The 12,296-nt window shown below is 65.8% G+C and carries 11 protein-coding genes; 7 read left to right on the top strand and 4 right to left on the bottom strand.

What is annotated here, in order from left to right; translation table 11 throughout:
* The first annotated feature begins 33 nt into the window (after positions 1–33).
* A complete protein-coding gene (locus EI73_RS16305) occupies positions 34–195 on the top strand; it encodes a hypothetical protein (protein ID WP_156103504.1) in 162 nt (53 codons plus the stop codon).
* Positions 196–231: 36 nt separating this feature from the next.
* On the opposite strand, the gene EI73_RS09015 is transcribed toward EI73_RS16305, so the two are convergent.
* The 4 genes from EI73_RS09015 to EI73_RS09000 all read right to left on the bottom strand — a co-directional run bounded on the left by EI73_RS09015 (position 232) and on the right by EI73_RS09000 (position 2,715).
* A complete protein-coding gene (locus EI73_RS09015; RefSeq protein ID WP_034386074.1) occupies positions 232–747 on the bottom strand; it encodes a macro domain-containing protein in 516 nt (171 codons plus the stop codon).
* Between the two features lie 14 nt (positions 748–761).
* Positions 762–1,484 carry a guanylate kinase gene (gene gmk / locus EI73_RS09010; RefSeq protein ID WP_051935587.1) on the bottom strand — a complete coding sequence of 241 codons (723 nt, stop codon included), beginning with the start codon at positions 1,482–1,484 and terminating at the stop codon, positions 762–764.
* Between the two features lie 86 nt (positions 1,485–1,570).
* Positions 1,571–2,017: a hypothetical protein gene (locus EI73_RS09005; protein ID WP_034386072.1), complete on the bottom strand. Its 447-nt coding sequence runs from the start codon at positions 2,015–2,017 to the stop codon at positions 1,571–1,573.
* A gap of 404 nt (positions 2,018–2,421) precedes the next feature.
* Positions 2,422–2,715: an Lrp/AsnC family transcriptional regulator gene (locus tag EI73_RS09000; RefSeq protein ID WP_034386070.1), complete on the bottom strand. Its 294-nt coding sequence runs from the start codon at positions 2,713–2,715 to the stop codon at positions 2,422–2,424.
* 124 nt (positions 2,716–2,839) lie between these two features.
* Here EI73_RS09000 and EI73_RS08995 point away from each other — a divergent pair, with 124 nt between their 5' ends.
* From EI73_RS08995 to EI73_RS16905, 6 genes are all read left to right on the top strand, one after another.
* Positions 2,840–3,907 carry an Lrp/AsnC family transcriptional regulator gene (locus EI73_RS08995; RefSeq protein ID WP_051935464.1) on the top strand — a complete coding sequence of 356 codons (1,068 nt, stop codon included), beginning with the start codon at positions 2,840–2,842 and terminating at the stop codon, positions 3,905–3,907.
* 115 nt (positions 3,908–4,022) lie between these two features.
* Positions 4,023–4,928 (top strand): RluA family pseudouridine synthase, encoded by a 906-nt coding sequence (locus tag EI73_RS08990; RefSeq protein WP_034386068.1) that lies wholly within the window; start codon positions 4,023–4,025, stop codon positions 4,926–4,928.
* Between the two features lie 43 nt (positions 4,929–4,971).
* Positions 4,972–6,234, top strand: a complete 1,263-nt coding sequence (locus tag EI73_RS08985) for a pitrilysin family protein (RefSeq protein WP_034386066.1) — start codon at positions 4,972–4,974, stop codon at positions 6,232–6,234.
* The gene (locus EI73_RS08980) at positions 6,231–7,460 is read left to right on the top strand and encodes a pitrilysin family protein (protein ID WP_034386064.1); all 1,230 of its coding nucleotides are present in this window, start codon (positions 6,231–6,233) and stop codon (positions 7,458–7,460) included. Before EI73_RS08985 ends, EI73_RS08980 begins: the two co-directional genes overlap by 4 nt.
* Positions 7,461–7,620: 160 nt before the next feature.
* Entirely contained in the window at positions 7,621–9,489 is a 1,869-nt protein-coding gene (locus EI73_RS08975) for an Ig-like domain-containing protein (RefSeq protein WP_081908991.1), read from the top strand.
* 39 nt (positions 9,490–9,528) lie between these two features.
* Positions 9,529–12,276 (top strand): S8 family serine peptidase, encoded by a 2,748-nt coding sequence (locus tag EI73_RS16905; protein WP_034387972.1) that lies wholly within the window; start codon positions 9,529–9,531, stop codon positions 12,274–12,276.
* Positions 12,277–12,296 lie beyond the last annotated feature (20 nt).

The following is a 12,296-nucleotide window of genomic DNA, read 5'->3' as shown; positions in this document are numbered from 1 at the left end:
AACCAGGAAGGGCAAGGTGGCGCGAAGAGTGGCATGGAAACGTTCGACGTGTTGGGTTCCCCCAAGCTCGGTCTATCGCCAGCCAGCGCCACAAGAGGCGGCTGGCGACGGCAAGAAAAACACCCGCTTGCCGAGCGGATGTTGAGCTGGGAGCTGGAACGTCTCGCAGCCTTCCTGATGAAGAACAGGGCTTGAGTTCCCGGCTGGATTGCGGAACACTCGGCCTGCGGTCTACTCCAGGTGGGCAAGAGCTCGCCGGAATACGTTCAGGGTACCGCCGTCATACAGCACGAGCCGTACGGTGAGGTCGGGGTGTTCGCGCAGGAAATCCCGGATGGTCCTCAGGGCGACGGTCGCCGCTTCCTCTTTCGGGTAGCCGTAGACGCCGGTGCTGATCGCTGGAAAGGCCACCGAGCGGCAGCCCTGCTCTACAGCCAAACGCAGGCTCTCGCGGTACGCGCCCGCGAGGAGAGCCGGCTCGTTCTGCCCGCCGCCGCGCCAGACCGGACCGACGGCGTGAATCACGAAGCGTACTCCCTGAGCCGCCAGGTTGAAGGCCGGGGTGATGACGGCCGTCCCCGGGGGCGTACCGCCGATCCTGCGAAGGGCACGCAGCAGCTCCGGCCCCGCTGCGCGGTGAATGACGGCGTCCACGCCCCCCCCACCCGCGAGTTCGCTGTTCGCGGCGGTCACCACCGCGCAGGTTCGCTCCTGTCCGATATCGCCCTGCACCAGTTCCAGTGGCACTGCCTTGCCTCCGCTCAACTTTCGACCACGCGCCGGAGATCCTCGCGGGTAAGGGCGCTGCTGCGCACCCTTTCCGCGATGCGCAGCGCTTCGCGGTCCTCAGCCGTCCACTCGCTTTCGGGAAGCTGCCGGGCATGCTCGGCACGCTGCACCGCCCGCAATTCCTGCACCGCGCGGTCAAGGTCGTCATTCACGATCACGTACCGAAAGGCATGCGCCTCCATAATCTCGTCACGGGCGCGGTTGAGGCGCTTCTCGATTCGTTCGGGCGTCTCGGTGGCGCGGCCGGTGAGGCGGCGGCGCAGCTCGGTCAGGCTGGGCGGCATGATAAAGATCAACACTGCTGCCTCACCCATGCGCTGCTTGACCTGCATCGCCCCCTCCACCTCGATCTCCAGCACCACGTCCTGCCCGCGGCGCAACGCCTCCTCGATGGGCTCAATGGGCGTGCCGTAGTGGTTTCCTACAAACTGTGCGTGCTCCAGAAAGCCATTCTGACGCGCCTTTTCCAGAAACTCCTCGGGCGTCACAAAGATGTAGTCCACGCCGTCTTGTTCGCCGGGCCGCGCCTCACGGGTGGTCCAAGAGGTCGAGTAAAACACGTCCTGCCCGGCCAACCACCGTTCGCGCAGCGTGCCTTTGCCGACGCCGGAGGCACCCGTCATCACGATCAGTAGGCCCCGGCGGGGGGGAGAAGGGGTGTTGTTGGTGTGTGGATTGGGCGTGGCCACCATCATTCCAAACAGCATACGGCTCAGCGAAGAGGCAGCGGGGCAGGGGAGACAGAACCCCCGCCTCGCCTGCCCCGGTTGGCCGTTCTGCCTTACTTGGCCCGGGCGCGGCTGCGGCTGCTGCTCTTGGTGCTGCGGGCACGGCTGCGACCGAGGGCCTGGCCCTTCTCGTAGCTGGCCTGCATCTTGCGGCGGGTTTCTTCGGCGAGCGCCCTAAAATCCACCAGGCCCGCCTCGATGTTCTCCACCGTGGGCTTGAGTGCGCTGGGGCGACGCTGAGCGGCGAGCTCCTGGTTTGTCTGCTCGAACCACGCCTCAAAGGCGGGCGTCACTTCAAACAGCATGTCTTTGGTGTCGCGTTGGTACTTGCCTTCTGCACCCCGGCGGCTGAACTGCTTGGGCAGAGTGAAGCGCTCCGGAAGATTGATCGCATCGAACTTGCCTTCCCGCACAGCCTCACGAAACTGCTTGACAAACGCATCGCTGCGTTGGGGATTGCTCAATTCCTGGACCTGCTCGCTCAGTTTCTTGTAAGGCATGTCGAACTCCTCCGTTCTCAGAGTATGAACCGCCCCCCTGTACCTGTAAAGCGTTCCCCTCTTGCTTTCGGAGCCTCTTCTCTGCCTGCGCTCTGGTCCTGCTAGGGAGCGTTTCCTTTTGGGCATTCAGCAGCGCGGCGATTCACTCAGAGAACGTCACCGCGCTGCTTCCACGTTGTGTTCGTCTGACTGGCCAAGGCTCTTCAAACGACAGGGCAAGGCGGTGGGTGGGGGTGTGCCGGTTTTCTTGCCCCACCAAATAAGTCGCTGGCAGGTGATGATGCGATCATCACCTCGAGCGGAGCGAGAAGCCAAAAGGTGGCGGGTGGCGGAGGTGGAGCACTTCCGGTTGTCGTTTCCCGGAAGGGCGGAACTGTAGCCGCCTGCCACTTAGGCCAGCGTGATCAGGATGGCCGGCTCTCGTCCAGGCCCACGCCGAAGCCCTGGTCGAGCAGTGCCTCGCTGTATGTCCGGAAGGCCAGCATGGTCTGGGTGCGTAGGATGCCTTCCACCTTGCGCAGGTGTCCCGTCACCACATCGGCCAGGTCGTCGTACCGCTCCAGCTTCAGCAGAGCCACGATGTCCCATTCGCCCGTCACGCTGTACACTTCCCGCACACCCGGCACGCCCGCCAGCGCCTCGGCGGTTTCCTGAATGCGCTGCCTCTCTGCCTGCACCATCACGATTGCGGTGACCATGGGGGTATTGTGGCCCACACGAGCGGCCAGCGATCAGAAGGGCGACACGGCGCTTGCTTAAACTTGTGGCCTGACCGTTCGTTCGGGGACGTTCTGCCGTGCTGTGCGGGCGTATCGTAGGGGCATGACTGCTGCCGCTCCCACCCCCACGGCGGTGACGCCGCGTGAACAACTGCTCAACCGAATTCAGCGCGATATTCCTATCGTGCAGCGCCCCTACCGCGTCCTCGCGGAGGAAGTGGGGCTGACCGAGGGCGAGGCCCTGAGCATCCTGCGCGAGGTGAAGGCGGAAGGCGTGCTGCGGCAGATCAGCGCCATCTTTGACACCCGGACCCTGGGCTACCAGTCCAGCCTGGTTGCCGCCGAGTACGACGAGGAACAGCTCGACGCGGGGGCCGAAATCGTCAGCGGGCACCCCGGCGTCAGCCACAACTACAAGCGCAACCACAGCTTTAACCTGTGGTACACGATCGCCGTGCCGCCCGAGAGTGATCTCGAAGCCCATGTGCAGAGGCTGCACGAACTCAGCGGCGCGCGGGTCACCCGTCTGATGCCCACGCTGCACCTTTTCAAGATCGGCGTGGAGTTTGACATGACCGGCCAGGAGGACTGGAACGCCAAGGCGAAACCGCAGTACACCAACGAGCAGCGCAACATCGGGTATCAGGTGACGGAGCTCGACCGCGCCTTTGTGCTGGAGTTCCAGAAGGATCTGCCCCTGACAGAAGAGCCCTACGCGGCTGCCTGCGCCGCTCTGGGGCTCAGTATCGATGAACTTGCCGCACATGCCCAGAAGATGAAGGAGGCCGGAGCGCTTCGGCGCGTGTCCGCCGTGTTCCGCCATCAGAAAGCAGGCTTTACCTTCAATGCGATGGGTGTCTGGGCTGTTCCCCAGGACCAGGTGGCCGCGCTGGGCCGCCGTATGGCCGAGTTCAAGGCGGTCTCGCACTGTTACCTGCGGCCCACCTACCCCGAGTGGCCCTACACCATCTTCACGATGGTCCACGGCCGGAGCAAGGAAGAGGCGTTTGGCAAGATCAAGGCGATCGAGGAGGAAGTCGCGCCCGGCATTCCCCACGCCATCCTGTACTCGACGAAGGAATACAAAAAGGTACGGCTGGAATTCTACAAGCCGGAATTCTATGAGTGGGAACAGACTCATTTGGGTGCGCCCAGCACGGCAGGTTGCTGAGTAACGCCGGAACTTATACCGCCTGCCACGCCTCGGGCGACAGACGGGCAGCGGCGTTTATTCCCTCGCCGCCTGCGTTCTGCCCTGGCAACGTCCAGGCCTCTAGGCTGCGGTGATGGCCCTCAATAACGGCTACACCTACCGTGAGGAGCTGGGTCGCCGGGCCCAGGGGCTGACCGTGCTCGCGTACCTGACCCGTCACTACCCGCATTCCGCAGAGGAGGACTGGCGCGCCAGGCTGGAACGCGGCGAGGTGCGCCTGGACGGTCGGCTCGTCCATGGCCCAGAAGGGTTGCGCCCCGGACAGATCCTCGAATGGCGGCGGCCACCCTGGGAGGAGGAGGACGTGCCGCTGCGCTACGACCTGGTCCACCGGGACGCGGCGCTGCTCGCGGTCGCCAAGCCGTCCGGGCTCCCCACGCTGCCGGGCGGGGGCTTCCTGAGGCATACGCTGCTGGCGCTCGTGCAGGCCGAGTTTCCCGCAGCCCGGCCCCTGCACCGCCTAGGCCGCGGCACGTCGGGGCTCGTGCTGTTTGCGCGCTGCCCCCAGGCAGCTTCTGTTCTGGCGCGGGCCTGGCGGGAGCACGCCGTGCAGAAGCAGTACCGGGCGCTGGCAAGCGGCATTGTGGTCAAGGAGGAGTACGTCATCACCACGCCCATCGGTCCGGTCCCACATCCGCGCCTGGGTACCGTGTTCGCGGCGAATGCAGCGGGCAAGCCTTCCCGCAGCGTGGCCCGCGTGCTGGAGCGCCGGCCCGCGACGGGGGAAACGCTCTTGAGGGTGGACATCCACACCGGCCGCCCGCACCAGATTCGTATTCACCTCGCTTCGGTTGGTCATCCGCTCGTGGGTGACCCGCTGTATGGTCCGGGCGGCCTGCCCCGACCGGAGCTGCCCGGCCTGCCGGGGGACGGTGGATACCGGCTCCATGCCGAGCGCCTGACCTTCACCCATCCCCTCACGGGTGAGCGGTTGAGTCTGGAGGCCCCGCCGCCCCCGGAGCTGCGAGGGACCCGGTGACCTGGCTCCCGGTGTTCCCCCGGCGCGGCGCTACAATCCCCCGGTGACGATTGTGGCTGCGCCGAGCGCGCACGTGTGGACCCTGGAACATGGCCTCACCGCCGCCTTCGAGCGCCGCCGGGGGGTGGGGTTTGCGCTGGACCTGCGCGTTCCGGTGGGCAGCGCCCATGATCCGGTGGGCCACGAGGGGTCTGCGGGTGTGCTGGAAGAGTGGCTCTACAAGGGGGCGGGTGGCCGGAACGCCCGCGCCTTTCAGGACGCGCTCGACGACCTGGGCCTGCGCCGGAGTGGGGGGGCCGGAATAGAGGCGACCCGTTTTGGGGTGAGCGGCCTCACCGCGGACCTGCCCGCCGCGCTCGCCCTGATCGCCGACCTGTTGCGGCGGCCTGCCCTCCCGCCCGAGGAGTTGCCCATTCTCGTTGACCTTGCGCGGCAGGACCTGGAAGGCTTAGAGGACAGTCCTCCCGATCTGCTCGCCGTCGCGGCCCGGCGGCTGGCCTTTCCCCGGGTGCCCGGCTCGTCCTTTGCGGGCTTCGCGCATCCGGTGAGCGGCACCTTAGAGGGCCTCGCCCGGCTCACCGTGGAGAGCCTGCGCGCCTTTCTGACTCGCTACGGCCCGCGGGGAAGCGTGCTGGGTCTGGTCGCCGATGCCGATCCGGCGGAGGTACGGGAGCTGCTGGAGCGGACCTTCGCGGACTGGCAGGGGGGGCAGCACGACGTGGTGCCCGTCGCCTTCCAGCCGGGCGGACGGGTCCACCTCCCCCACGAGGACGCCGAGCAGACGCATCTGAGCGTCACGGCGCCGGGCGTTTCGCCCCACAGCCCCGACTGGCTCTCCTGGCAGGTGGCTCTGGCGGCGCTCTCGGGGGGAAGTGCCAGCCGCCTCTTTCACGCGGTGCGTGAGGAACGCGGCCTCGCGTACAGCGTTCAGGCGTCGTCCGTTCTGTTGGGCGGACAGGGCTTTCTCACCGCGTATGCCGGCAGCACGCCGGAACGCGCCCCCGAGACGCTGGAGGTGCTGCTGGCCGAACTCGCCCGCTTGCCGCAGGGCCTCTCCCAAGCCGAGTTCGGGCGTGCTCGGGCCGGGCTGGTCGCGGGTGTGGTCTTTGGAGCAGAGAGCCTGCGTGGCCGGGCAAGCGGCCTCACCCGTGATCTGGCGGTGTTTGGCCGCGTGCGGAGCGTGGCTGAGCTGCGCGCGGAGCTCGGTGCCCTCTCCCTGGAGGAGGTCAACGCTTTCCTGGCTGGCTATGATCCCGTTCCATACGCGACGGTCGTGACGCTGGGTCCCGGGGAGGCACACGCGTGACGCAGCGGCATACCCTCTCCAATGGCCTCACCCTTCTCCTCGAACCGGATGGGGACGCACAGACCGTGGCCGCCGGGTACTTCGTGGCGACCGGGGCGCGGGACGAGCGCCCAGAGGAGCTGGGGGTTTCGCACTTTCTCGAACACCTGATGTTTAAGGGCTCTGAGCGCCTAGACGCCGCCGAGCTCAACCGGCGGCTCGACGAGCTGGGCGGGCACGCCAACGCCTTTACCGGTGAGGAAGTCACGGTCTACCACGCTGCGGCCCTGCCGGAACAGGCCTCTGAACTGCTGGACACCCTCACCGAGCTGCTGCGTCCAGCCCTGCGGGCCAGTGACATCGAAACCGAGCGCGGCGTGATTCTCGAAGAGATCGCCATGTACGCTGAGCAGCCCGCCGTTCGCGCCGCCGACGCCCTGCGCGCGGCCTACTGGGGCACGCATCCCCTGGGGCATCCAGTCTTGGGAACGCCCCAGACGGTAGGGGCCCTCACCCGCGCGGCCCTGCTGCGCAACTGGCGCGAACGCTACGGGGCGGAGCGGGTGGCCCTGGCCGTTGTGGGGGCCTTTGACCCTGGCCAGGTGCTGGCCTGGGCACAGGCAGCCCTGGGCGACTGGCCGGCTGGAATCTCCGCGTTGGCGCCGGCTGCCTCCCTGCCTCCCCCCGCTCCCGGCACGGTTCGTCTCCTCCGGGATCCGCATCTCGCGCGGGAGCAGGTCGCGCTTGCCCTGCCCGGCCTGTCCGCCACACACCCGCTCCGTGAGGCTGCCGCAGTTCTTGCCGAGCTGATCGGCGGTGAGAATGGTCTGCTGTACTGGGCCCTGCTCGACACCGGGCTCAGTGACAGTGCCGACCTCACCCACCTTGAATACCGCGACACCGGGGTGTTTGAGGGCGGCTTCTCCTGTGATCCCGAGCGGGCACAGGAGGTGATGGACGCCTACCGCGCGGTGCTGAGCGCCGTTCCGGATGCCCTCACCGAGGCCGCGGTGCGCCGTGCAGCCCGCAAACTCGCCGTCGCGACCCTGCTGCGGGCCGAGACGCCTCAGGGCCGGCTCTTTGCGCTTGGTCTCGACTTTCTCGCGCTTGGTCGTCCGCTGAGCACTGCCGAGCAGGTTGACCGCTATGCCGGGGTGACGCTCGCGGATGTGCGCGCGGTGCTCGACCTCTGCCCGCTCACCGCACCGGTGGTGGTCGCGCTGGGACCCGCAGAGCGCCTGCGCTGAGCCGCTCGTCTCGTGAGAGGCGGATTGCAAATGGATTTGCTTCCTGGCAAAAAGCCGACTATAGTTCACACCGTCAGACAACTGGGGCCTGCTGGCCCGCCCATTTCCCTGCCGCCTGTCCGATCGGGCTGCTCGGCTGCTTCCTTCTCTAGGAGTGTTCATGAAACCACAGCGCGGTTTGTCTTTGGCCCTGTTGACTGCTCTGCTTCTTTCGGCTTGCAGCAGCCTATCCGACACGACCCAACCTACGGTCACCCTTGAACTTTCGACCACAGAGCTGAGTGCGGCGGGTGCGGTGGTCTTTAGGGCCACGGCGTCGGATAACGTGGCAGTCAAGAGCGTGGCGTTTTATGACGGTGAGACGCTCCTTGGCACCGATAGCGAAGCGCCCTATGAGTTCAGCCGCAGCTACACGGCCGCCGAGAATGGAACCCACACCATCAAGGCGGTGGCGATGGACCCGACGGGGAATAGCGGCAGCGCCACCGCCACCCTGACCGTCAGGATTCAGGCACCGCCTGCCCAGGACACCGAAAAACCCGCAGTCAGCCTGACCGCAACGCCCCAGACGCTCAGCAGTGCGGGGAGTGTTCGGCTGGTGGCGACGGCGACCGACAATGTGGGTGTTACCAAGGTGACCTTTTACCGCGGTGACACCAAGCTCGGCGAGGACACCACGGCACCCTACGAGGTGACGGATAACCTGACCGCCGCCAACAACGGCACCGTCACCTACCGTGCGGTGGCTGTGGACGCGGCTGGGAATATGGCGGAGGCGACGACCAACGTCTCAGTCAATATCTCGACCACAACGCCCCCACCCGCAGATACCATCAAGCCCGTCGCCAATATGGAGGTGGTGACCAACAGCCCGACCAGCTACACCGTCAATGTGACGGCGAGCGACGCGAGCGGCATTGCCAAGGTGGAATTCTACGATGGTGGCAAGCTGGTCGCGACGGATACGGCGGCCCCCTACACCGCGGCCCTCACCTACACGGCGGAGCAAAACGGCGAGCACACCATCCTGGTCAAGGTGTACGACAACGCCGGGAACGTGACCGAACTCAGCAAGACCATCACGGTGAACGTGGACAACGTGAAGCCGACCGTGACGGCCACGGTCACCCAGGTGAGCCCCGGCAGGGTCACGATCACCGCGGATGCCTCCGATAACCAGGGCGTCACCAAGGTGGAGTTCTACGAGGGCGAGACCAAGCTCGGTGAGGACACTACAGCGCCCTACTCGCTGGAACACACCTACACGGCCGCACAGAATGGCCCGCACACCATCACGGTTCGCGCCTACGACGCGCAGGGCAACGTGGGGGAGACCACCGTTACCTTCACCGTGGCTATTGACACGCCGCCCACCGTGAGCCTCAGCCTGTCGAGCGACACACTATTGCGTGAGAACAGCGTTGTGGTGACGGCGGACGCCCAGGACGACCGGGGGATCAGCCGGGTCGAGTTCTACGTGGACGGCGTGCGGCAAGCAGTCGACATCGAAGCGCCCTACCGAGCTACCCTGACGTTCACTCGCCTCCAGAACGGTCCTCATGTCATCACTGTGCGGGCGTACGACACCGCCGGTCAGACGGCGGAAGCCAGCCAGACGATCACTGTCGCCCTCGATCCCGCAGAGGTGAACGATACCCCCGCTCAGGCGACCCTCATCACCCTTGGGCAGGCGGTGGACGCCTGGATTGCCGGGGCACCGCGCGACGTGGATTACTACCGCTTCACCGGCGAGGCCGGGGACCGTCTGCGGCTCACGGTGAAGACGAGCAGCGGTCCTTTCCCCAACAGCACGCTCGATCCCTACGTGATGGTCCTGATGCCCGACGGCAAGACTGTCCTGGAAAAGGACGATGACAGCGGAGCGGGCTTTGACTCCGAACTGCTGTTCAACCTGCCGCAGACGGGCACCTACTACATCCTGGTGACCAGCTTCGACATCTACGACGATCCCAATGCGACCGACGACCGGATCACCAACCAGTACCGTCTGGAACTCAGTCGCCGTTAAGGCTTCGCCTCTCTGGATCCCCTATAAGGAGACTTGATCTTGAACACCACCCGCAACGCCCTCGTGCTGCTGACGGCCGCCATCGCTCTCGCGGCTTGCGGTAGCACGCCCAGCACGTCTACCGGCGCTCCCAAGACCTCCTCTGGAACTGCAGTCAAGGTGAGCGGCAAAGACATCGTCGCCAGCGAGAGTGGACGGTACTTCATCGAGCTGACGGGTGACCCCACCGCGCTCGGTGCGCAGAGCATTCGCAGCCAGCAGGCCGAGTTCCGCCTGCGGGCAGCCCAGGCGGGCATCAAGCTGCGAGAGTTCGCCAGCTACCAGCGCCTCTTCAACGGGTTCAGCGTGACAGCCAGCGCGAGTGAGGCGGCGCGTATCGCCCGCCTGCCGGGCGTTCTGAACGTGTTCCCAGTGGTGAAGATCGAGCGGCCCGTGACCGAGCGCGCACCGGACACGGCAGAGCCCCAGATGCAGACCGCTGTGGGCATGACCGGTGCGGACTATGTTCGTGATGAGCTGGGGCTGACCGGCAAGAACGTGAAGGTCGCCATTATGGACACCGGGATTGACCTGGATCACCCGGCTTTCCGGGGCCGCGTGATCACCGGGTACGACTTTGTGGGGGACGATTTCGGGACGAATGGCAACTATACACCCGTTCCCGACGACAATCCCGATGACTGTGGTGGGCACGGCACCCATGTCGCAGGCATCGTGGGTGCGAATGACCCGACCAACGGGTTCAAGGGAGTAGCCCCCGATGTGCTGTTCGGGGCGTACAAGGTGTTCGGCTGCGAGGGCTCGACGAGCGCGGACATCATGCTTCAGGCGATGGAGCGGGCCGAGGCCGACGGCATGCAGGTGCTCAACATGAGTATCGGTGCCTCTTTCCAGTGGCCCGAGTACCCCACCGCCAAGGCGGCGAGCCGCCTTGCCAAGCGCGGCATGATCGTGACCGTCTCGGCGGGCAACAGCGGCACCAACGGTCAGTACGCGACGGGCGCGCCCAGTTTGGGTGAGAACGTGATTGCCGTCGCCTCGGTAGACAACACCAAGCAGGAGCTGAGCGTGCTCACGCTGAGTACGGACGGAAGCCGCCTGGGGTACGCGGTGGCGAGCGGCGCGCCCAGTCCCGCAACGGGCCTCAGCCTCGAGCTGACCAAGGCTCCAGGAAGCACCACGACCACCACCAACGACGGCTGCACGGTGAACGGGGCCAGCCCCTTCGCCCCCGGCAGCCTGACTGGGAAGGCCGTGCTGATTCGGCGTGGGACCTGCTCCTTCCGTGAAAAGGTGCTCAACGCCCAGGCGGCGGGGGCGAGGGCTGTCTTGATCTACAACAACACCTACGGCGTGATCACGCCCTCGGTGGCGCCCAGCCTGGCCAACGACAACGTTGTGATCGAGATTCCTGTGGTAGGTCTTTCGAATGTCGACGGCGCACGGCTGGATGCGGCCATCAACGCTGGCGGCGCGCCTCGCGTCACCTTTACCGGTGAGCGCCAGCTGTTCAGCAACCCCACCGGCAACACCCTGAGCAGTTTCTCCAGCTACGGCACCTCGCCCGACCTCGCCCTCAAGCCGGATATTGCCGCGCCTGGTGGCCTGATCAAGAGCACCTATCCCCTCAGCATTGAGGCGACCGGGTATGCGGTTCTGAGTGGCACCAGCATGGCTGCGCCGCACGCCGCGGGCGTCGCCGCGCTGATGCTGGAAGCCAATCCGCAGCTCGCCTCGGTGGACGGGGAAGCTCGCCGCCTCTTCCAGAACACGGCAAAACCCATCAACTTCTTCCTCAACGGTCAAATCACCACCTACGTGGATTACGTGCAGCGCCAGGGTGCAGGGATGATCAACGCCCCTGCGGCGCTTGCCGCCATGTCGACGGGCACCAGCGTGACCCCCAGCAAGCTCGCACTGGGCGAGAGTGACGCTTTCCCCACCCGCACCAAGGTGCTGACGGTTCACAACGACAGTCCCCTCAAGCAGACCTACCGTGTGTACCACGTCCCCGCACTGACGATCGGCGGCACGACTTTCGCGCCCCAGCCCTCTGCGGCCTATGCTTCGGTCAGCATCAACGGGCAAGCGGTAGACAGCAGTGCAAACGCCCTCACAATCACCATCGAGCCCTTCAGCCGCGCGGAACTGAATGTGACGGTCACGCCGCCCGCCAGCGCCCCAGACCGCTCACAGTACGGGGGGTACATCCGGCTGGAGAGCAGCGTTGGCACCAATCTCAGCGTGCCCTACGGCGGCTTTAAGGGGGACTACCAGAGCATTCAGGTGCTGGGGAACATCTCGCTGCCGGGCTACGGCCTGGGCAACACGGCCCGTGACTTCCCGGCTCTGTACGACGCGGTCGAGGGTCAGGTGTACTTCGAAGGCGTGAACCCAACCGAGAAGCCCGTCTTCACGCTGGGGAAGGTGAATGTGGCTGATGAGGGCGAGGAGCCGCTTTTGATCGATGATTACCCTCGCCTGTGGGTGCACCTCGCGCACCAGTCGCGCTGGATTGAGATGGACGTGCTGGATGCGAACGGGAACCTCATCGGCACCGTCTCGCGCGACGAGTACGTACGCCGCAACGCCAGCAACAGCTACACCGGCGCGGGCAGCGACGCCTACTTCACCTGGACCTGGGACGGCACGCTGGCCGACGGGAGCGTTGTTGCCAACGGTGATTACCGCCTGCGCCTGCGCGTTCTCAAGGCCCTGGGTGACGAGAGCAACCCCAACCACATCGAGACGTACACCAGCCCGGTGTTCGGCCTTCAGCGCCCATAAACATTTCTCTCTAGAGAAGG

The organism is Deinococcus sp. YIM 77859 (assembly GCF_000745175.1).
GTDB lineage: Bacteria > Deinococcota > Deinococci > Deinococcales > Deinococcaceae > Deinococcus.
Note: the sequence above shows the minus strand (reverse complement) of the source record. Positions and strands in the feature narration are given on the sequence as shown.

What these genes read in the sequence shown, in the direction of transcription:
- EI73_RS09000 (WP_034386070.1), bottom strand. Translation starts at nt 2,715, where the DNA reads ATGGTCACCGCAATCGTGATGGTGCAGGCAGAGAGGCAGCGCATTCAG.
- EI73_RS09005 (WP_034386072.1), bottom strand. Translation starts at nt 2,017, where the DNA reads ATGCCTTACAAGAAACTGAGCGAGCAGGTCCAGGAATTGAGCAATCCC.
- EI73_RS08995 (WP_051935464.1), top strand. Translation starts at nt 2,840, where the DNA reads ATGACTGCTGCCGCTCCCACCCCCACGGCGGTGACGCCGCGTGAACAA.
- EI73_RS08990 (WP_034386068.1), top strand. Translation starts at nt 4,023, where the DNA reads ATGGCCCTCAATAACGGCTACACCTACCGTGAGGAGCTGGGTCGCCGG.
- gmk (WP_051935587.1), bottom strand. Translation starts at nt 1,484, where the DNA reads ATGATGGTGGCCACGCCCAATCCACACACCAACAACACCCCTTCTCCC.
- EI73_RS16305 (WP_156103504.1), top strand. Translation starts at nt 34, where the DNA reads ATGGAAACGTTCGACGTGTTGGGTTCCCCCAAGCTCGGTCTATCGCCA.
- EI73_RS08975 (WP_081908991.1), top strand. Translation starts at nt 7,621, where the DNA reads ATGAAACCACAGCGCGGTTTGTCTTTGGCCCTGTTGACTGCTCTGCTT.